This window comes from Pseudomonas sp. IPO3749 (genome assembly GCF_013386605.1).
In the GTDB taxonomy this organism is placed as follows: domain Bacteria; phylum Pseudomonadota; class Gammaproteobacteria; order Pseudomonadales; family Pseudomonadaceae; genus Aquipseudomonas; species Aquipseudomonas azotoformans_A.
In genome coordinates this window covers 165362-186452 of sequence record NZ_JACARN010000019.1, presented here as the reverse complement: position 1 = coordinate 186452, position 21091 = coordinate 165362, and the positions used below count along the sequence as shown (strand labels likewise).

18 protein-coding genes and 2 pseudogenes are annotated in these 21091 nt (G+C 60.8%); 8 read left to right on the top strand and 12 right to left on the bottom strand.

What is annotated here, in order from left to right; all coding sequences use genetic code 11:
* Positions 1-234 precede the first annotated feature (234 nt).
* Positions 235-1410, top strand: a complete 1176-nt coding sequence (locus HX812_RS10280) for a hypothetical protein (protein ID WP_038850591.1) — start codon at positions 235-237, stop codon at positions 1408-1410.
* Between the two features lie 49 nt (positions 1411-1459).
* Here the strand turns inward: HX812_RS10280 and HX812_RS10275 are convergent, their stop codons facing one another.
* Positions 1460-1942 carry a GyrI-like domain-containing protein gene (locus HX812_RS10275; RefSeq protein WP_038850590.1) on the bottom strand — a complete coding sequence of 161 codons (483 nt, stop codon included), beginning with the start codon at positions 1940-1942 and terminating at the stop codon, positions 1460-1462.
* A gap of 196 nt (positions 1943-2138) precedes the next feature.
* Here HX812_RS10275 and alaC point away from each other — a divergent pair, with 196 nt between their 5' ends.
* Entirely contained in the window at positions 2139-3350 is a 1212-nt protein-coding gene (alaC, locus tag HX812_RS10270) for an alanine transaminase (RefSeq protein WP_038850588.1), read from the top strand.
* 98 nt (positions 3351-3448) lie between these two features.
* Here the strand turns inward: alaC and HX812_RS10265 are convergent, their stop codons facing one another.
* Entirely contained in the window at positions 3449-4801 is a 1353-nt protein-coding gene (locus HX812_RS10265) for a GntP family permease (RefSeq protein ID WP_017738791.1), read from the bottom strand.
* An 84-nt stretch (positions 4802-4885) separates the two neighbouring features.
* Positions 4886-5419: a gluconokinase gene (locus HX812_RS10260; protein ID WP_033896292.1), complete on the bottom strand. Its 534-nt coding sequence runs from the start codon at positions 5417-5419 to the stop codon at positions 4886-4888.
* Between the two features lie 212 nt (positions 5420-5631).
* Here HX812_RS10260 and HX812_RS10255 point away from each other — a divergent pair, with 212 nt between their 5' ends.
* The 6 genes from HX812_RS10255 (at position 5632) to HX812_RS10230 (ending at position 10780) form a co-directional block, all read left to right on the top strand.
* Positions 5632-6663, top strand: a complete 1032-nt coding sequence (locus HX812_RS10255; protein WP_161630256.1) for a LacI family DNA-binding transcriptional regulator — start codon at positions 5632-5634, stop codon at positions 6661-6663.
* A gap of 40 nt (positions 6664-6703) precedes the next feature.
* On the top strand, positions 6704-7336 hold the full coding sequence (locus HX812_RS10250; protein WP_038850585.1) for a glutathione S-transferase family protein: 633 nt from the start codon (positions 6704-6706) through the stop codon (positions 7334-7336).
* A 15-nt stretch (positions 7337-7351) separates the two neighbouring features.
* On the top strand, positions 7352-8089 hold the full coding sequence (locus tag HX812_RS10245) for an NAD(P)-dependent oxidoreductase (protein WP_038850583.1): 738 nt from the start codon (positions 7352-7354) through the stop codon (positions 8087-8089).
* A gap of 8 nt (positions 8090-8097) precedes the next feature.
* Complete coding sequence (locus HX812_RS10240) at positions 8098-9507, top strand: MFS transporter (RefSeq protein WP_038850581.1); 1410 nt, start codon at positions 8098-8100, stop codon at positions 9505-9507.
* Between the two features lie 127 nt (positions 9508-9634).
* Positions 9635-10084 carry a hypothetical protein gene (locus HX812_RS10235; protein WP_038850580.1) on the top strand — a complete coding sequence of 150 codons (450 nt, stop codon included), beginning with the start codon at positions 9635-9637 and terminating at the stop codon, positions 10082-10084.
* Positions 10085-10258: 174 nt separating this feature from the next.
* Positions 10259-10780 carry a hypothetical protein gene (locus HX812_RS10230; protein WP_038850578.1) on the top strand — a complete coding sequence of 174 codons (522 nt, stop codon included), beginning with the start codon at positions 10259-10261 and terminating at the stop codon, positions 10778-10780.
* Between the two features lie 126 nt (positions 10781-10906).
* On the opposite strand, the pseudogene HX812_RS32365 reads toward HX812_RS10230, so the two are convergent.
* The 9 genes and pseudogenes from HX812_RS32365 to HX812_RS10190 form a co-directional block, all read right to left on the bottom strand.
* Positions 10907-11320, bottom strand: a pseudogene (locus tag HX812_RS32365) (methyl-accepting chemotaxis protein); the annotation flags it as partial.
* Positions 11321-11449: 129 nt separating this feature from the next.
* A pseudogene (locus HX812_RS32360) lies at positions 11450-12226 on the bottom strand (PAS domain-containing protein); the annotation flags it as partial.
* A gap of 164 nt (positions 12227-12390) precedes the next feature.
* On the bottom strand, positions 12391-13779 hold the full coding sequence (locus tag HX812_RS10220; RefSeq protein WP_038850575.1) for an aromatic amino acid lyase: 1389 nt from the start codon (positions 13777-13779) through the stop codon (positions 12391-12393).
* Entirely contained in the window at positions 13776-14780 is a 1005-nt protein-coding gene (locus HX812_RS10215) for an ornithine cyclodeaminase family protein (RefSeq protein WP_038850573.1), read from the bottom strand. Before HX812_RS10215 ends, HX812_RS10220 begins: the two co-directional genes overlap by 4 nt.
* Before the next feature lie 2 nt (positions 14781-14782).
* Positions 14783-15709 carry an aliphatic sulfonate ABC transporter substrate-binding protein gene (locus HX812_RS10210; RefSeq protein ID WP_038850572.1) on the bottom strand — a complete coding sequence of 309 codons (927 nt, stop codon included), beginning with the start codon at positions 15707-15709 and terminating at the stop codon, positions 14783-14785.
* Complete coding sequence (locus HX812_RS10205; protein ID WP_038850570.1) at positions 15709-16722, bottom strand: ABC transporter substrate-binding protein; 1014 nt, start codon at positions 16720-16722, stop codon at positions 15709-15711. The genes HX812_RS10210 and HX812_RS10205 overlap by 1 nt, the downstream gene beginning before the upstream one ends.
* Positions 16723-16753: 31 nt before the next feature.
* Positions 16754-19390 carry a TonB-dependent receptor gene (locus tag HX812_RS10200; RefSeq protein WP_038850569.1) on the bottom strand — a complete coding sequence of 879 codons (2637 nt, stop codon included), beginning with the start codon at positions 19388-19390 and terminating at the stop codon, positions 16754-16756.
* A gap of 238 nt (positions 19391-19628) precedes the next feature.
* On the bottom strand, positions 19629-20573 hold the full coding sequence (locus HX812_RS10195) for a FecR domain-containing protein (RefSeq protein ID WP_038850567.1): 945 nt from the start codon (positions 20571-20573) through the stop codon (positions 19629-19631).
* Entirely contained in the window at positions 20570-21079 is a 510-nt protein-coding gene (locus HX812_RS10190; RefSeq protein WP_038850566.1) for a sigma-70 family RNA polymerase sigma factor, read from the bottom strand. The genes HX812_RS10195 and HX812_RS10190 overlap by 4 nt, the downstream gene beginning before the upstream one ends.
* Between the last annotated feature and the right edge of the window lie 12 nt (positions 21080-21091).

Here is a 21091-nt window from a genome sequence, read left to right as displayed (position 1 = left end):
GGCGTATAAGGGGCGGATTGGGTATGAGCGCAGGTTGAGGTGGGTGTTTGGTCATCCAAAGAGTGGCTAAGCCTTTAGCAATCAAACAAGCGAATAATCCGTAGACTGTCTACTGTCAGATCTGACAGCTGCGCATGAGAGAGAATCTGTCGTTCAATGGCGTTCCATCGTCGTCGCATTGAGCAGTCAGCAAGCAGGTATGGATACCTCTATTCTCTCCCAAGGAGCAGGCCAATGAGCATTCCTACAAGGCGTTCAGGCACCAACACCAACACCGCAGGCAGCAAGGATCTGAGCTTCGGTAACACCACGCCTAAGACAGGCGAGACGTTTTTTTCGCAGATTTCGGGTATTTCTAGATCTCTGGCCAATGGTTCAGTGATCACGGTAGGCGTCTGTTATTTTGAAAACGCACCTTACATCGCAGTGTTCAAACATACAGCCGAAGGTGAGGTCGACCCGAACTATCAACCCGTATTCATTCCAGCAACGGACTTCGTCGAGTTATTCAACTTGGTCATCCAACCCGACGGCCGGCCGCTGCTGCTGTTTGCATTGGGGAGTGCTCAGATTGCGATGGCGGTTCGTTTCAATGTTGACGGCACAACCGACTCCAGCTTTGGCGACGGCGGCACACGCTCACTCAACACCCGCATCTACCCAGGACTCTTACCCAGAAGCGGCCTGGCTGTCCAACCAGACGGGAAAATCCTGGTCGCCTTCCGGAACCTGTCAAACAGCTTCATCTTTCAATTGGACAGCGACGGCACGATCATCAACTTCGGCCAGCAAGGCCCCATCACTTTGAACGGCACAATCCTCACGTCATTGATCCTAACCTCGCAAGGGTTCGTGGTAGGCGGCTATAGAGGAAATCAAACGCTGGCTTTGGGCTTTGACGCCAACGGCAATCCTGACTCGGGGTTTGGTAACAACGGTGAAGTGGTCCTGGCCCAGGACAACCTTGCGATTTCTGACATGGCCTCCGGCCCACAAGGCAGCATTGGCGTCGTGGGTACCGATCGTTACTCACCCCAAGAGCGAAATTTCATTACAAAGCTTCAGCCCAATGGCACACCCAGCCAAGACTTCCATCAGGGCAACCTGCTTATCACAGATACTGGTTTGGGCTCCTATACGGACGTGGTATTCCAAAGCGATGGAAAAATGGTTGCACTGGCTCGTGCAGAGGCAAAAGGACGTTTTGTCAACCTGATCAGGCATACGTTGACAGGGCTGTGGGACAACACCTTCGGCGTTGATGGCGTTGCAGAAGCCTATAGAGATCCGCAAGGCCGTCCTCTAAGTGCCTACGTCACCCAGCTAGAACTGGTGCAACCTAACGATAAATTACAAACTTCGGGATACGTGTCCGGCGGGTCATATATCGCGCGTTCGCTGAGCGACTAGCTGCCCAACCCAAAGCTGACAGGGGCCAGTCTACCGGCCCCTGTGCCTGTCAGGCTTTCTGCCCCACCGGCAACCAGATCTCCACCGTCCCGGTGCCCTTGCGCGCATCAAAATCCGCGCTGTACCGTTCGAAATCCGCGCCCATCACCTTGTACCCCGAATGCGGCAGCCATTCGAACATGATGCGCTCGTAGGTTTGCTCAAGCGCCTGCACCGGTCCGTAATGCGGGAACACGGCGTAGTTGAGCGGTGGGATTTCGATGACTTCGAAGTTGCCTGGCACATCGGCTTTGCTCGGGACTTCGACACCGGCCATGTAGTCGAACTCGCCGTGCTTGGGGTTGTGGCAAACGCCATAGGTCACACCGCCCACACGCTTCTTGATGTCCTTGATGCAGGTGTCGAACAACTCCCACAGTTTGGGGATATCCCCCACGGTGGCCTTCGAATAACGCCCTTGCACCCCGGCGATCACCAGGGCTTTACCGGCTTCCATGCGTGGCTCTAACGGTTGTTTTGTCTGCTGATCCATACGAACAGTCTCCTTCTTATAAGGGAACAAACCCGCATCGAGTATAGGGGCATATCCGCATTGGGCTCCATGCAGAAAATTTTCCTACGCATCTGGACAACCGGCCATCATCGACCGTATTGTCTGCCCCGCAGGCCACCGCAGTGGCCGACGTCGCTCGGACGGTTCCGGGCGCTTACGTACTCTCGAGGCAACAATGGCCGACCAAGGTTCGCCGCGCCGCTTTGCGCGCATAGATCGACTCCCCCCTTACGTTTTCAACATCACGGCTGAGCTGAAGATGGCTGCGCGTCGGCGCGGCGAAGATATCATCGACTTGAGCATGGGCAACCCTGACGGCGCCACGCCGCCGCACATTGTCGAAAAACTCGTGCAAGTGGCCCAGCGTGAAGACACCCACGGTTATTCGACGTCCAAAGGCATTCCGCGCCTGCGCCGGGCGATTTCGCGCTGGTACAAGGATCGCTATGAAGTGGACATCGACCCTGAGTCCGAAGCCATCGTGACCATCGGTTCCAAGGAAGGCCTGGCGCACTTGATGCTGGCCACCCTGGACCAGGGCGACACCGTGCTGGTGCCCAACCCGAGCTACCCGATCCACATCTACGGTGCGGTGATTGCCGGCGCGCAAGTGCGTTCGGTGCCGCTGGTGCCGGGCGTGGACTTCTTCGCGGAGCTGGAACGGGCGATTCGCGGCTCGATCCCCAAGCCGAAGATGATGATCCTCGGCTTTCCGTCCAACCCGACCGCGCAGTGCGTGGAACTGGACTTCTTCGAACGTGTGATCGCCCTGGCCAAGCAATACGACGTGCTGGTGATCCACGACCTGGCATACGCCGACATCGTCTACGACGGCTGGAAAGCCCCGTCGATCATGCAAGTGCCGGGCGCCAAGGACATTGCAGTGGAGTTTTTCACCCTGTCCAAGAGCTACAACATGGCTGGCTGGCGCATCGGTTTCATGGTCGGCAACCCGGAACTGGTCAACGCCCTGGCGCGCATCAAGAGTTACCACGACTACGGCACCTTCACCCCGCTGCAAGTCGCGGCCATTGCAGCACTGGAAGGTGACCAGCAGTGCGTGAAAGACATCGCCGAGCAGTACCGCCAACGCCGCAATGTGCTGGTCAAGGGCCTGCATGAACTGGGCTGGATGGTGGAAAATCCGAAGGCGTCGATGTACGTGTGGGCGAAGATTCCCGAGCAATATGCCGCCATGGGCTCGCTGGAATTTGCCAAGAAGCTGCTGCTGGAGGCCAAGGTGTGTGTGTCGCCGGGGATTGGGTTTGGCGAGTATGGCGATGATCACGTGCGCTTTGCGCTGATCGAGAACCAGGACCGGATTCGGCAGGCGGTGCGAGGGATTCGTGGGATGTTCAGGGCGGATGGATTGGTCACTAAAGCCTGACCCAATCCAACTGCCGGAATATGGTTAAAACTGTGGGAGCGGGCTTGCTCGCTCCCACATTTGGATTGGGTTTGCACCCTGGCTTTGTAGTGTGTCGGTTACACAACCAACGACAACAGCATGATGAAGATCAACGCCACGACGGACAGAATCGTCTCCATTGCCGTCCACGTCTTGAACGTCTCGGCTACCGTCATATTGAAGTACTGCTTCACCAGCCAGAACCCCGCATCGTTGACGTGAGACAGGATCAACGAACCCGCGCCCGTCGCCAACACCAGCAGCTCACGGTTAACCCCCGGAATCATCCCCACCACGGGCACCACAATGCCAGCGCCGGTAATGGTCGCCACCGTGGCCGAACCGGTTGCCACGCGAATCACCGCCGCCACCAGCCACGCCAGCAGGATCGGGTTGATCTGCGCGTTCACCGCCATATGGCCGATCACGTCGCCCACGCCGCTGGTGACCAGCATCTGCTTGAAGCCACCGCCGGCACCGATGATCAGGATGATCGCAGCGGTCGGCGCCAGGCTGGCGTCGAGCAGTTTGAGGATCTGCTTGGAGTGGATGCCTTGGCGATGGCCAAAGGTGTACAGCGACAGCAGCAACGCCAGCAACAGGGCGGAGATCGGGTGACCGATCATGTCCATCCAGTTGCGCACGATGTGGCCGTCCGGCAAGCCGATATCTGCGAAGGTTTTGAGCAGCATCAGGAACACCGGCAACAGCACGGTAATCAGGGTGATGCTGAAGCTCGGCAGGTTCTTGTGTTCCGACTCGCGGGCCAGTTGATCGACCAGTTCCTGGGACGGGTTGCCCGGGATGTACTTGGCGATGAACGTACCGAAGATCGGGCCGGCGATGATGGCGGTCGGCAGTGCGACGATCAGGCCGTAGAGGATGGTCTTGCCGATATCCGCGCCAAACACGCCGATGGCCAGCAGCGGGCCCGGATGCGGTGGCACCAGGCCGTGTACCGCCGAGAGACCGGCAAGCAGCGGAATGCCGATCTTGATCAGCGACACGCCGGTACGACGTGCCACGATAAACACCAGCGGGATCAGCAGCACAAAGCCGATCTCGAAGAACAGCGGGATGCCCACCAGGAACGCGGCGAACATCATGGCCCACTGGACCTTCTCTTTGCCGAAGGCGCGGATCAGGGTCTGTGCGATCTGATCGGCACCGCCGGATTCGGCCATCATCTTGCCGAGCATCGTGCCCAGCGCGAGGATGATGCCGACAAAGCCGAGCACCCCGCCAAAACCGTCCTGGAACGCCTTGATGATCTTGTCCACGGGCATGCCCGAGGTCAGGCCGAGGAAGCCGGCCGCGATGATCAGCGCAATGAACGGGTGCACCTTGAACTTGGTGATCAGAACGATCAACCCAATGATTGTGACCACTGCATCAAGCAGCAGGTAGGACTCGTGGGACATGCCAAACATGGGGGGTCTCTCCTGTTTGTTGTTGTTATTAAAGCGGGTGTTGAATTTCCTGCCGGGGATAGCGCTATCTTTTCCGGCAAAAAATTAATGAGTAGGTTCAAAGCCGTGTTGCAGCCACCAGGCGTTGGTCTGCTCGGCCAGTTCCTCGACGCTGTCTTCGCTGGCGTTGAGGGCCAGGGTCAGCGGTTCGCCTTTGGGCGATTCAAGGGTGGCGAACTGGCTGTCGATGAGGCTGGCCGGCATGAAATGCCCTGGGCGATGGGACACGCGGTCGGCGGCCACGGCGCGGGTCAGCTCCAAAAAGACAAAACCCAGGCCCGGCGCGGCTTCGCGCAGGTGGTCGCGGTATTTCTTTTTCAGGGCGGAACAGGTGAGCACGGGATGCTCGCCCGCTTTGAGCGAACGGCGCAGTTCATCGCAGAGGATGTCGAGCCAGCCGGCGCGGTCGTCGTCGTTGAGGGGGTGGCCGGCGCTCATCTTTTCGATGTTGGCGGCAGGGTGAAAGCTGTCGCCTTCAATGGCGGTGGCACCGTTCAGGCGGCACAGGGCCTCGCTGACGCTGGACTTGCCACAGCCGGAAACACCCATGATGACCAGGGCGGTAACAGGTTGACTCATGAAACACCTCAGGACGCAGATAGCGCTACCTTTGCACGCTGTAAGGCTAGTGCAAAAACAGGCTTTTCCCGCGCCGTCTTGTCATTTTTATGGAGTGACGCGTGCATCCGCTCCAATCATTTGAACCGGATCAGGCAACCCAAAGTTCAAGAATTTGCAGCCTTTTGGAGACAGCGCTACCTTAGTGCCTCGATTTTTGTTTGGCAAGCCGCCTGATGACCTCCAAGAACGATAAAAAATTGCGCACCACGGGTCGCCCGACCCTTAACGAAGTCGCCCGCCTGGCCGGCGTCAGCCCGATTACCGCCTCCCGCGCCCTGCGCGGTATCAGCACCGTGGCCACCGAACTGGTGGAAAAAGTGCAGCAGGCCGCCGCCGAACTCAACTACGTGGTCAACCCCGCCGCCCGCGCCCTGGCCTCGGCCCAGAGCCATTCGGTGGTGGTGTTGGTGCCATCGTTGTCCAACCTGCTGTTTATCGAAACCCTCGAAGCCATCCACCAGGTGCTGCGGCCCAAGGGCTTTGAAGTGCTGATCGGCAACTCCCACTATTCCCGTGATGAAGAAGAAAACCTGCTGCGCAACTACATGGCCTACCAGCCACGGGGTTTGCTGCTGACCGGGTTTGATCGCACCGAAAGCGCCCGACGGATGGTCGAGGCCAGCAATGTGCCCTGCGTCTATATGATGGATTTGGACCCGAACGCCGGGGTGAACTGCGTAGGGTTCTCGCAATTGAGCGCGGGCGAAACGGCGGCGGCCCATCTGTTGTCCCGTGGGTACAAGCGCCTGGCATATATCGGCGCGCAACTGGACCAACGCACATTGCTGCGTGGCGAAGGGTTCCGTCGCGCGCTGCAACAGGCTGGCCTGTACGACCCGGCACTGGAATTGCTGACGCCGCGCCCCTCCTCCGTGGGCCTGGGCGGCGAACTCTTCCTGCAACTGCTGGCCGCCCATCCCGACGTGGACGCCATCTTCTTCGGCAACGACGACCTGGCCCAGGGCGCCTTGCTGGAAGCCATGCGCCATGGCATCAAAGTACCAGAGCGCGTGGCCGTGCTGGGTTTCAACGACCTGCCCGCCTCGTCCTTCATGGTGCCGCGCCTGAGCAGCATCAGCACCCCGCGTGAAGCGATTGGGCGGCGTGCGGCGGAGCATCTGTTGACGATCATGGCGGGTAACAAGATCGCCAAGCCGGTGGTGGACATGGGGTTTGAGTTGCAGGTGCGGGAGAGTACCTGACCCTGCTAGATTGGTTGCTCTCCACTGCCAGGGAAGCACCATGGGACACTCACTGAAAATCTTGGGTCGCACGTCCTCCATCAACGTGCGCAAAGTGCTCTGGACCTGCCAGGAGCTCGGCATTGACTACGTGCGCGAAGACTGGGGCATCGGCTACACCCCCACCCAATCCCCGGAATTCCTCGCCCTGAACCCCAACGCCCAGGTCCCGGTGCTGATCGATGACCACGGCGTGTTGTGCGAGTCCAACACCATCTGCCGTTACCTCGTCAGCCTTTACCAACGCCACGACCTGCTCCCCGCCGAACCCGCGCCACGCGCCCGGGTGGAGCAATGGATGGACTGGCAAGCGACCGAGCTCAACCCGTCCTGGGGCTACGCGTTCCATGCGCTGGTGCGCCAGAACCCGGACTACCAGGACCCACAGCGCATCCAGGCCGGCGTGCAGGCCTGGAACGACAAGATGGGCCTGCTGGAACAACAGTTGCTCAAGACCGGCGCCTACGTCACCGGCGATGAATTCACCCTGGCCGACATCCTCGTCGGCCTCTCGGTACACCGCTGGCGCAACGCGCCGCTGGAGCATCCGCCCTACCCGGCGGTGGAGGCGTATTACCAGCGCCTCAGCCAGCGCCCCGGTTTCAAAACCTTTGCCCTCGACGGCCATAACTAAAACAAGGACTACAGCGTGAAAGGACTCAACGTACTGCTCACCGGCGCCTGCGGCAGAATCGGCAAGACGTTTTTCGACGCCTCCAAAGACCGTTACCGCTTTACCCTCACCGACCGCATCGCGCCGGATTTCGACCTGGGCGAGCACCGCTTCGTGCACGCCGATCTCAGCGACAAATCCAGCCTGGCGGCCTTGCTCGACGGTATCGACGTGATCGTGCACCTATCGGGCATCCCCCACGCCAGCGCGTCGTTCGATGAATTGCTGCCCAATAACATCCTCGCCACCACGTACCTGTTCGAAGCCGCCGTGGCCGCCGGGGTCAAGCGCCTGGTGTTCGCCAGCAGCGCGCAAACCATCGAAGGCTACCCGGTAGACCGCCAGATCACGCCCGGCATGCCGGTGATGCCCGCCAACCTGTACGGCGTGAGTAAATGCTACGGCGAGGCGCTGTGTGGCTACTACGCCGCGAAAACCGCGTTGTCGACCATTGCCCTGCGCATCGGCGCCTTCGAATTCCCCGAAACCCACGACCTCAATAACGCCCGCGACCTCAGCGCCTGGCTCAGCCCGCGTGACGCGGTGCAGTTGCTGCAACGCTCGGTGGAAGCCGAGGGCGTGAAGCACCTGATCGCCCATGGCATTTCCAATAATCGCTTCAAGCGCCTGGACCTGAGCGAAACCACGCGGGTGCTGGGTTACCATCCCCAGGATGATGCGTTTCAGACATTCGAGATTCCGATCACTTATTGAGTTTCCCCATGCCCGCACTCTCTAGCATTGACGGCATCGATCCGATCCGCGCCGCCCATATCAGCGCACGCATCGATCGCCTGCCTGCCGTCGCCACGGTCTGGCGCCTGGTGGCGTTGCTGTCCATCGGCGGCTTTTTCGAGCTGTACGACCTGTTCCAGACCGCCTACATCAGCCCCGGCCTGATCAGTGACGGGATTTTCCACACCGGCAGCGAAGGCGTATTCGGTTTCTCGGACCAGGCCGCCTTTGCCTCGGCAACCTTCCTCGGCCTGTTCCTCGGCGCCAGCCTGCTCAGCCCTATCGCCGACCGTTTCGGGCGGCGGGCGATCTTCACCTTTGCGTTGATCTGGTACACCGTCGCCACGGTATTGATGGGCATCCAGACCTCCGCCGTGGGCATCATTTGCATGCGTTTCCTGGTCGGCATTGGCCTGGGCATTGAACTGGTAACCATCGACGCCTACCTCTCGGAACTGGTGCCCAAGCGCATGCGCAGTTCGGCGTTTGCCTTTGCGTTTTTTATCCAGTTCCTGTCAGTGCCGTCGGTGGCGTTGATGTCGTGGTGGCTGGTGCCACAGGCGCCGTTCGGCGTGTCCGGCTGGCGTTGGGTGGTGTTGTCGAGCGCCGTGTTTGCGCTGTTTATCTGGCAATTGCGCAAGCGTTTACCAGAGTCGCCGCGTTGGCTTGCACAAAAAGGGCGTTTCGAAGAAGCCGGTGTGATCATGGACAACCTTGAAGCGCGCTGCCAGAAGGATCATGGCAAACCCTTGGATGAACCCGAGCCCGAAGCCGTCAGCGTGCAGGGTGATGGCCGCTTTGCCGATATCTGGCAACCGCCTTACCGCCGCCGCGCCTTGATGCTGATCGTGTTTCATGTGTTCCAGGCCATCGGCTTCTTCGGTTTTGGTAACTGGCTGCCAGCGTTGCTGTCGGGCCAGGGCGTCAGCGTGACCCACAGCTTGCTCTACGCCTTCATCATCACCCTCGCCTACCCGCTGGGGCCGTTGTTGTTCTTGAAGGTGGCCAACCGTTTTGAAAACAAATGGCAGATCGTCGGCTCGGCGTTGGGCGCGATGGTCTTCGGCAGCCTGTTCGCCCTGCAAACCACGGCGGTGGGGCTGGTGATCTGTGGGGTGATGATCACCTTCTGCAACGCTTGGCTGAGCTTCAGTTATCACTCGTACCAAAGTGAATTGTTCCCCACCAATATCCGCGCACGGGCGGTAGGCTTCTGTTACTCGTTCAGCCGCTTGTCCACGGTGTTCAGCAGTTTGTTGATCGGCTTCATCCTTGAACACCTGGGCACACCGGGGGTGTTGGCATTCATTGCCAGCAGCATGTTGATCGTGATGATCACCATCAGTTGGTTCGGGCCGCGTACGCGGAACCTGGCGCTGGAAAACATCGCCCACTGACAGCAACGCTGCCATTTGTCGTGACTGTTATTTCTGACAGTAGACTTGAAGTCGCTATAGGCATCAGATTTTGAGCAGAGCTAGGACAGCTCTAGAAGTCCCTTAGCGAACACATCAGGATAACGTCATGACAAATTCCAAAGTTGAACGCGACGACAAAAACCCCACCAACGGAACGTTTACAGCACAACTCGTCAGAGGCAGTGTGACTCTTGAATTCAGAGCCGATGAAATCCGCTTAAGAAAAACAGCCTTCTACTATATTTTGGACGCCACTCAGCGAGGCTCCAATGTCGTCTTCTTTGAGCTCCACCTTCCACTTGGAATTACAGGAAACCGAGACAAATACCCCATCCGCAACCCCGACGGACAGGTGACTGCCACTTGCGATTTGAAGTACACCACCGACCCTACCCCCCTCAAGTTTCAAGCTGAGTCCGGAGAAATTACATTTTATGAATTCGATACCAGCACTGGAAAAGTCCATGCCAGGTTACACATAAGAGCCAGAGGTGCAGGGGGTGAGTTGTTGGAAGTCAATGCAGGGGAGATGCAGTTAGTGGGTATCGGCCTTTGAAATAATAAGCAGGCCTACAGGGGCTTTCAAACTGCCAGCAACCGGCAAGAAATGGCCGGCAGCAGGACAACTCTTGCCATAGCAGCTTGGCCAGGCCCCAAATTCCCTAGCGTTCACACCCGGCACGCTATTTGCTCCACCTGTGGCACCGAACATTTCCCCAGGTGACCGATCATGCTGGTTAACAACAACACCTTAGCCGTGTCGACCGTTCAACAACTCAAACGGCCCGACATGGACCCCGCCAACGCCGCTGCCAGCGCGCTGTACAGCGGTGCCTTGCAAGCCGCGCAACAAAGCGTGACCGTGCCGGCCGCGCAGAAGGAACTGGACAAGGCCAACGACCGCATCGATGAGGCCTTCGCCAAGACCCGCGTGCAGTTGCAGACCTCCACAGAGGCCGTCACTGCCTCTACCGCAACACCAGATGTACCGAAAACCGGTTCGACCGCCAGCACCGCGCGCTCTGAGTTCACTGATTACATGAGCAAATCCCCGGCCGAGCGCATCCGTGAGCAATTGCTCAAGGAACAAGGTTTGACCGAGGCGGACGTGCAGAACATGTCCCAGGAAAAGCAGGATGCGATTTCCAAGCAAGTGGCCGAACGCCTGAAGCAGCAACAAGAGCAGCAGGTAGCGGCGAAGACCGTTGACCCGCAGGCGCAGGCGGTGAAAGAGACCCTGGCTGCGATCTAAGCCGCACTTGTGTGGGAGCTGGCTTGCCTGCGATGCGGATCACTCGGTGTTTCTGATGTACCGAGGTGATGCTTTCGCAGGCAAGCCAGCTCCCACAGTGATCGGGTTATCAAGCTGAGAATGCGTTTATTGCAGTTGCAACGTCGAATTGAACTGCCCGATCGCATCCACCACATGCCGTGACCCTTCCTGAATCTCCAGGATCACCTGCCCCGCTTCATTCGCCAATTCCACCCCCAAGCCCGTGCGGCTCAAGCTCGACTGCATGCTCGACACCGCGCTCAGCGACAGGTCGTGGTTTTTGCGCACCACATCGACGATTTCCACCGTCGCCTGGCTGGTTCGCGCCGCCAAGCTGCGCACCTCGTCCGCCACCACCGCAAAGCCGCGCCCATGCTCACCGGCCCGTGCCGCTTCGATCGCGGCGTTGAGCGCGAGCATATTGGTCTGCTCGGCAATGCTGCGGATGGTCTGCACGATGGCGCCAATGATGTCCGATTGTTTGCTGACCGCATCGATGCTCTGCGCCGCTTGGTTCAGGTCGTGGGAAATCTCCTCGATGATCTGCACGGTTTGCTGCACCACTTCCGAGCCCTTGCGGGCGCAGGCGTCGTTTTGCACCGAGGTGGCGTGGGCCGAGTCGGCGGCGTTACGCAGGGTGGTGACCTGGTCAGTGATGTCGCTGGCGAACTTCACCACTTTGTACAGGCGCCCATTGGTGTCGAAGATCGGGTTGTAGGACGCTTCCAGGAACAGGGTCTTGCCGTACTTGTTTTTGCGCTCGAAGCGGTGCGAGTGGTATTCGCCACGGTTGAGCGACGCCCAGAACGCTTTGTAGGCCGGCGATTCCACTTCGTTGCGGTGGCAAAACAGGCTGTGGTGCTGGCCGACGATTTCATCCAGGGAGTACTGCACGGTCTTCAGGAAGTTTTCGTTGGCGTTGAGGATCTGGCCCTGCGGGGTGAATTCGATCACCGCCATGGACCGGCCGATGGCGTCGATCAAGCTCTGGTTTTCATGTTCGTGGTGGACCCGCGCGGTAATGTCCGACGCGACTTTGATCACGCTTTGAACGTGATTGTCCTTGTCCAGCACCGGCATGTAGCTGGCTTCCAGCCACACTTCCTGGCCGTGCTTGTTCAAGCGCATGAAGGTGCCACTGAGGGCCTCACCCCGCGCCAGGTCGCGCCATAGCTTGGCGTAGGCGTCGGTATGGGTGTAGGCCTCTTCGCAAAAGAGTCGGTGATGTTTGCCGCGTATTTCCTCGGCGCTGTAGCCCATGGTTTTGCAGAAGTTGTCGTTGGCGTCGAGGATCACGCCACTCGGGTCGAACTCGATCATGGCCATGGAACGGCTGATGGCGGCCAGTTTGGCATTGGATTCGGTGAGGGCGCAGGAGAAACGTTCGATTTCTTGCAGGTCGGATTTGTGATGGCGGTTGAACATGTTCGGATCACCCTTCAATTACCCGCGCCTGGGGAGGCGCATTCCATTCACGGATTGAATGTTGCTGGCAGATCTTTATGGGAACAACCATCCGAATCGCTTTATATGCCAAGCGTCATCAACGGTTCTGGATCAGCATAGACAGGGCTTGGCGCTATGCAAGGTCACCCGTCAAACCCGGTCTGGGTGATAAAAGCACTCAACGCCAGCACATCCACCGAGCCTGAGCGATCCTGATCCAGATGGGCCACCTGGCTGCGCACGGCTGCATGGACCTGCCGTGTACCGTACCCCAAGCGCAGCTCACCGCGCAGGTCCACCGCCTGCGCGGCAACGATCAGTTCGATACTGGCCAGCCACAACACCCGCTCGGTCAAGCGACGGGTCTTGTCGACCACGGCCAGCGCCTGGCCCGCATAGTCTTCAACACGGTCCGCCACCGGCACGCTCACCGCCGGCAGTGGATTGGCCAAGTGACCGATTTCCGCGACCAACGCCGAACTGGTGCGCTGCAAGGCGGCCATGCCGACGTGGCCGGGCTGAGTGATGAGGAAGCGCGGCAGATCACTCGAAGCCGGCGATAGCAACTTGGCAATCCGCTCGGCGCTGCATGCGGCCACTCGATTGAGCGCCAGGCCCAGGCCTTCAGCCGCCAGCGCCAAATGCGTGCTGTCGAAATTTGCCGTGGCCAACACCAACGCCTCTTCGCTGATCAACGCCGGGTTATCCGCACCGCTACGCAGTTCCAGTTCGACCAGCTCATGCAGCTGTCGCAACGCCTGCTGCGCCGCACCCTGGACCACCGTGGCACAGCGAAAGCTCAAGGGGTCCTGCAAGCGGCGTGGGTTGTCCGCCAACTCACCACCCGCCAGCAACTGCAACAACGCCGCCGACTGCTCGGTTTGCCCCGGTGCCGGCCGCAGGCGCGAAGCCCATGGCTGGAACGGACTAAGGTTGGCCCGATAGCCCTCGCACGATAACGCCAGCGCCGCCAGCACCGCTGCCAACACTTGCTGTGCCTCGGCGACCAGCAATGCGCCGAGCCCGACACTGGCGGCATTCGCCGAGACCAGCGCTAATCCATCCTTGCCGGTCAAAGGCACCGAAAGCGCCAGGCTCAAGTGTGCTAACGGCGCCAGGTCACTCTCGCCCAACGAGCCGAGTAACGGCACTTGCGGTTCGGCACCGGAGTTAAGTAAATCCAGCAACGCCTGCGCAGCTTGCGCTGAAATACCCGAACGCCCCTGAGCCAATCCCGCCAGGCGCGCAGCAGTGATGGCGCGCAGCTCCTGGCGATTGGCCAAGCGTGCGACACCCACCGCGCGCCCCAACGGAATACTCGCCTGCACGGGCGCCACCGGCGTGTCCACCGCAGCACCGAGGCCGGTATTTACGCCGTAAATCGGCGTGCCTTCAGCCGCCAGTTTCACCAACAACTGGTGGCCTTCATCGATGCGCTGACGGGCCTGCACAGAGAAATCCGCAGATACATCCTGCCGGGCAATCGCCAGCAAATCTGCCAGGGCTAAACCTTTGGGATCGAAGTGAATCATGCCCAGCGCAGCCGCTGGCCAATCCCCAGGCGCTTGGCTTTTTCCAGCAGTGCATGGCCCAGCGCGATGTCACTGAGACTCAGGCCACGGTGCCAGAACAGGATGGTTTCCTCGGCGGTTTCCCGGCCGGTTTTCAAGCCGGCCACGATCTGGCCCAGCTCGGCATGCAGGGTTTCGGCACTGAGTTTGCCAGCGTCGACATGGGCACGTAGCGCGCCAAAAAGCCCGCCTTTGCACTGGCCCCAATCATCCACGACCAACTTGCTCATGATCTCGGTAAGCGACAATTCCACCGCGCTCATGGTGCCGTAGGGCACCACAAAGGCGCCGGGTTTGATCCACCCGGTGCGCAACAAGGGCTCGGGCTGATCCAGCCTCGACGCCTCGACCACGATGTCGGCGCCACGCACAGTGGACTCCCAATCGTCGGTAACGATCACCGGTTTGCCCAGGTCCTTGCGCAGGCGCTCAGCGAAGGCTTCGCGGCTTTCGCTGCGACGTGAGTGCACGCGGATTTCATCGAAGTCGAACAGGTGATCCAGCAAGCGCACGTTCCAATACGCCGTGCCACGCGCGCCAATGTGCGCCAGCACTTTGCTGTCGGGCCGGGCCAGGTATTTGGCGCCGATGGCCGTAATCGCACCGGTGCGCATATCGGTGATCGCCGAGGCATCCAGGATCGCCTTGGGAATCCCGGTGGCCGGGTCCAGCAGGTTGAGGATGGCCAATTCCGAGGGCAAGCCCTTGCGGTAGTTGTCGACAAAATCCCCCACCACTTTGACGCCCGCATAGCCAATATCGCCGCCGAGTACACCGCGCAATACGTTGAAGTGGCCGTTGATCTCACCGCCGGGAATCAGGTGGGTACGCGGCTCGATCACCGCCTCGCCACGGCCCTGGATCGCCAGGCTGGCTTCGATGGCGGTGAGGATCTCGTCGTTGGTAAGGCCCAGTTCGTCGATGTCCAGGCCGTTGAGAAAGTCGATGTAGATCGGTTGCATGGTCATGGCGCCTTGAAGACAGCTTGCTGCACATCAACCTTTTTCGGGATCAGGCCGTTGGCAAAGAACAGGTCGGCGGTGCGTTGCTGGTTGCCGACGTCAACCGCTTCCAACGGGCGAATGGGCGCGGGCGAGCGGTGTTCGAAGTAGCTTTTGACCACGGCCGGTTGCAGGCCCAGGGTCTTGGCCATCAGCGCGATGCTTTCTTTGGGCTGGTCGAGGGACAGGCGCTGCGCCTTGGCCAACGTCTTGATGATCGCACCAATGGACTGCGGATATTGCTTGGCAAATGGGCTGCTGACCACGAAGAAACTGCCCGCCGGATTGAGGCCCTGGCCGTCGCCCAACACGCGGGCGGAACCGTCGACCACGGCCGCGGAGTAGTAAGGGTCCCACACCACCCACGCGTCGACTTTGCCTTGCTCGAACGCAGCGCGGCCATCGGACGGCGACAGGTACACCACGTTCACGTCCTTCCATTGCAAACCGGCGCGCAGCAGGCTTTTCAGGAACAGGTTGTGGGCGCTGGAGCCCTTGAGCAGCGCCACGCGCTTGCCCTTGAGTTCGGCCACGCTCTGCACGCTGCTGGCTTTGGGCACCAACACTGCTTCGGTCTTGCCCTCGTTGGGTTCGACGGCGAAATACTGCAAATCGATGCCTGCGGCCTGGGCGAAGATCGGCGGGATGTCACCGATATTGCCGATGTCCAGGCTGCCGCCGTTCAGCGCCTCGATCAGCGGCGGGCCGCCGAGGAATTCGATCCACTGCACCTGGGTGCCGGGCAACGCGTCCTCGAAGAGTTTGTGCTCACGGGCCAATACCATGCTCACCGAACTTTTCTGGTAACCGATGCGTAACGTGGCAGGTTCGGCCGCCAGCACCAGACCGGCGACCAGCGAAAGTACCGCAGCAGCGAAGATTTTAAGCATCAGAGCGCCCCCTTCAGCTTGGCCGCCACATCCGCCGGCACCCATTGTTGCCAGACGTCTGGATGGTCTTTGAGGAAGGCTTCAGCCACTTGGCGGGGCGGCGTGCGTTTCTCGCTCATTTCCCCGAGGATACCGTTAAGCAGATCAATCGGCAGGTCGACCTTTTCAAACACGCTCACCAGTTGCGGGTACTGCGCCTTGAACGGTGCCGACACACCAATCGCCAGGCGCGCCGGCATCGAGCGGGTGCCAATGGGGTTGGGGTTTTTCGCGTCGGACAGGGTCTTCCAGGCTTCGGCGTTGAACGGCGGCTCTTCCAGCTTGACCAGCTTGAACCGCCCCAACAGCGGCGTCGGCGACCAGTAGTAGAACAACACGGGTTTACCACGACGGATCGACGACGCCACTTCGGCATCCAGCGCCGCGCCAGAGCCGGTGCGGAAGTTGACGAAGCTGTCGGTGAGTTTGTAAGCCTTGAGTTTCTGGCTGTTGACGATCTCCGAGGTCCAGCCGGTGGGGCTGTTGAGGAAGCGCCCGCGGCTCGGGTCTTCGGGGTCGCGGAACACGTCTTTGTAGCGCGGCAGGTCGGCCACCGACTTCAAGTCCGGCGCCAGCGGCTTGATACCGCGCGCGGCATCGCCCTTGATCACGAACTCCGGCACCCACCAGCCTTCGGTGGCGCCCTTGACCGTGTCACCGAGGCCGAACACCTTGCCTTCATTTTCCGCCTTGACCCACGCCGGACTGCGCCCGGCCCACTCTTCACCGATCACCTGGATATCGTCCTTGGCCAGGGCGGCTTCCAGGCTCACGGTGCTGCCGGGCAAGGTGTCGGTGGGCAAGCCATAACCCTTCTCGACGATCAGGCGCAGCACTTCGGTGATCAGGCTGCCGCTTTCCCAAGTGATGTCACCGAAGTGAATGGGTTTGACGGCTTCGGCGGCGTGGGCGGCTGGGGTCAGCAGGCTCAGGGCCAGCAGACCACCGCCCAGGAGTTTTTTCAGATGCTTCATCGGCAACCTCATAGTTGTGCGGTGATGTTCGTTAAAAGTCATAACTGAGCCGCGTGTAGTAAAACGCCCCTTCCGGCGCCGACGGCGACAGGTAGCTGTACTGCTGGCCCGGGGTCTGGCGCAGGCGCGTGTTGAAGTCGTCGGGCTTGCTGTCGAACAAGTTGTTGGCGCCGACTGACAAACGCAGTTGTTTGGTGAAGGCGTAGTTCACGTCCAGGTCGGTGTTCCACTGCGCGCCGAAGGTCTGGTCGTACTGGGCGTTGGCTTCGCTGGCGGCGTATTTGCGGTATTCGCCGTAGCGGGTTTCGCTGAGGGCGATGGTCCATGCGCCGATGCGGTGGGTAGCGCCGAGCACCAGCTTGTCTTCGGGGTAGCCGTGCTCCAGAAAGCCACGGGCTTCGCGGGTGAGGATGTCGAAGCCGTTGGGGTTCTCGTGGACCTTTTCGATCGTGGTGCGCGCCTTGGTGTAGCCGGCCGACAGGCTCAACGCGCCGTACTGCGCCAGGTCCAGGTTGTACTTGCCGACGATGTCGACGCCACGGGTACGGGTGTTGGCCGCGTTGGTCATGAACTGCGCCCAGGTGTACTGGCCAAACCCGGCTTGCTGCAGGATCTGTTCGGCACGTGGCCCGGAAATACCGCCGCTGTAGAGCAGGCGATCACGAATCGAGATCTGGTAGGCGTCGATGGTCAATGAAGCGTTTTCGACCGGGCGCAACACCAGGCCCAAGGAGTAGTTGGTGGATTTTTCCGGTTTGAGCGGCTCGGCGCCCAGCGCACGGGCGGCCGGGTTGTCGGCGGGCAACATGCGCGTCAGCACCGGGTTGCCGTTGATGTCGACGTTGGTGGTGGTGGTCCACGACGTGCCGATCTGGCCCAGGGTCGGCGCACGGAAGGAGTTGTTCACCGTGGCGCGCAAGCCCACCTGCGGCGTGAAGTCATACCGCGCCGAGAGCTTGCCGGTGGTGGCCGAACCGAAGTCCGAGTAGTGCTCGGTACGTCCGGCCAGGCCGACCTGGAATTTGTCGGTGAGCTGGTGCTCAAGACCAAAGTAAACGCCGCCGACATCCCGCTTGTAGGTGCCGGCGTCGTCTGGTGTGAGACCGGAGGCTTGCACCGCGCCGACCTGCACACCGTTGATGCCGCCAAAGGAGTAGGACTCGTAGTCGCCCTCCTCCAGACGATACTGCTCATGGCGGTAGGCAATGCCCGCCGAGACGGTCAGCGGATGGCTCGACCAGTTGACGTCCAGGTCCTTGGCGTAATCCAGGCCGAGGTTGGTCTGCTCGTTGACCAGCGTCGCCACGTCGAATTTGGTCGGGCTGTTCAGGCCGTAGCTGGGGTTGACGGTGTTAAAGGCCAGTTCATCGTGCTTGTCGCGACCGTAGGTGGCGCTGAGGTCAAAGCGGCCAAGCGTGTCGTCTTCATAGCGGGTGCCGACGGTGAGTGCGCCGTCTTCATAGCGGTAGCGGTATTTGGGAATGGTGCCGTTGGGGTAAATGCCCGGCACGTTGTTCGGATTATTCGCCAGCAACGGCGGCGTGTTGTTTACCGATTTGTCCTGGCCAAAGGTGGCGAAACTGTAGAGGCGCCACTGGTCGCTCAGGCCGACTTCGGCGTTCGCCGCCAGGTTGAATTTATCGCGCCCGGCACCGCCCCAGCGCGGGTCTTGCAACTGGCCGTCGGCGACGTATTGGTCGCCAATGTCGGTGGGTTTGTTGTTGAGGGTGTTGAAGCTCAGGGTAAGGAAGCCATCCCCCGGCAAGCCCAGGCCGTACCAGCCGTCGGTGGTTTTGCTGAAGCCGTCGCCCTGGGCGTATTTGCCCAGTTGGGTGTTGACCTGGCCGCCGCTGTCACGCTCTTTGAGCACGATGTTGACCACGCCCGCCACCGCATCCGAGCCGTATTGCGCCGAGGCGCCATCGCGCAGCACTTCGACGTGGTCGATGCTGCTGATGGGGATCATGTCCAGGTCCACCGGCTGCGCGCCAATGAACGGCACGCCACCGGAGATGTTCACCACCGCCGAGGCATGGCGGCGCTTGCCGTTGATCAGCACCAGCGTCTGGTCCGGCGCCAGGCCACGCAGGGACGCGCCCTTGGGGTTCTGGCCACGGGTGGCGCTCTGGTTTTGCGGGAAGTTGAACGACGGCAGCAGTTGGAACAGTGCCTGGTTGAGGCTGGTGGCACCGGTCTGCTTGAGTTCTTCGGCGTTGATCACATCCACCGGCGCGGCGCTGGTCAAGGCGGTGGCGTCACTGCGCCGGGTGCCAATGGCGACCACGCGGTCCAGGGTCGGCGCTTGCGCTGCACGGGTTTGCGCGTTGACGTTGCTGGTCGCGTTTTTGCTCGCGCCCTCCTTGATGATGAACGCGCCGTCCGGGCTCACCTGGACTTGCAGGCCGGTGCCCTTGAGCGCGGCGTCCACCGCCTGTTGCGCCGACAGAGAACCGTCCACACTGGCCGAGGAATAGTTACCCAACTGCGGCGTAAACGAGATCACCTGGCCGCTTTGGCGGCTGATGTTCAGCAGCACTTCATCCAACGGGCCAGGTGCGATGTGATAGACCTGGCGCACCTCTTCGGCACTCGCGGCAAACGACAACAACAGGCTGGCGAACGGCACCAGGGCAAAGGTTCGAAGCGGCACACGGTTGAACTGATTCACTTTGGCTCCCCCCAAGGAAACTCGACGGCGCTGCTCCCCGCAGCGCTTACGGGAGTGATGTGGGACGGCGGGAGGAAAACTTGCAGATCGTTTGGTTATGTTCTTAGAACTGGCCTGTTCCAAAGTGAACGAGCACTTTGTGGTGAGCGAGCTTGCTCGCGCTGGAGTGCGAAGCGCTCCCAGGTTTTGGTGCTGCTGCGCACCCCAGCGGGAGCAAGCTCCCTCGCCACAGAGGGCATCACGCGGCATTGACGGTCACCCAAAAACCGCTGCGGCGGGTGATGTGGATCGGCAAGGTGCGCGCCAGGGTGTCGAGGATTTGCTGGGGGTTGTCCAACCGGTACAAGCCGCTGACGCGCAGGCCCGCCACCGCAGGGTCCAGACGCAGCACGCCATTGTGATAAGGCCGCAGTGCGTCGATGACTTCGGCCAGCGGGCGGTCGCGCACTTGCAGGAAGCCGTCGACCCAGGCCGTGGCCCCGGAGGAACTGGCCTGCACCGGGCCGAATCCGGCACGGTCGTAATTCACTTCATGGCCGGCGGCGAGTTGCAGGCGTTCGCCGTGCTGGCCGTCAATTTCCACTGCGCCGTTGAGGGCAACCACCTGGCCCTGCCCTTGCCGTTCACGCACTAGGAAACGGTTGCCGTAGGCGCGCAGACGCGCCTGGTCGGTCTGGATCAAAAACGGTCGGATGCGGTCGCTGGCGACCTTGGCCAGCAACTCGCCCTCGCGCAGGCGTATCAGCCGGCGTTGCGGATCAAACTGGATGTCGGCCGCGCTTTGTGCGTTGAGCAGCAATTCGCTGCCATCGCCCAACGCGACGGTGCGGCGCTCGCCGGTGCCAGTGCGGATATCCGCCGTCAGTTCAGTCAATGGCAAGCCCAGCGGCTTGGCCAGCAAGGCCGCGCCAACTGCCACACCAGCACCGGCCAGCGCGACCTGCAACACCTGCCGTCGACTGGACGGCGCCTCCAGTGCCTGTTGCAACACCTTGCCACTCACCCCTTGCGCCTGGGGAACCTGGAACACGCCCAAGCGGGTTTCCAACTGTCGGCACAGGGCGTCATGACGCGGGTCGGCGGCGCGCCATTGTTCATAGCGCTGCCAGTCGCCCGTCGAAGCTTGGCCGGAGCGCAACAGCACGTACCAGCGCGTGGCGCTGTCGATCAGCTCGTCGCTCATTCCAGGCAAAGCCGCAGGCAGCGGTTGAAGGCACGGGTCATGTAGTCGCTGACCGAGCGCTGGGAAATCCTCAGTTCGCTGGCGATTTCCGGGTAGGTCAGGCCATTGAGTTGCGAGAGCAAAAAGGTCGCCTTGACCTTGGCCGGCAAGCCGTCGAGTAACTGATCGATGGCTTGCAGGGCTTCGAGCATTTGCGCCAGCTCTTCGGGAGACGGCGCGGTGGAGGTTTCGTCGTTATCGAGAGCGTCGAGGTAGGCCCGTTCCAGATCACGCCGGCGCCACAGTTGATACATCAGCCGCTGGGCGATGGTGGTGAGCAGCGCACGCGGCTGGCGAATGGGCATCACCCCCGGCGCACTCAGCAGCTGGACGAAGGTGTCGGCGGCGATGTCTTCGGCGTGGGCACGTGAATCGAGGTGGCGGTGCAAACGGCTGCACAGCCAGTCGTAATGACTGCGGAACAATCCGCCCACGTAATCGCTGTGAGAAGTGTCGGCGCCGGACATAGTGGCTCCATC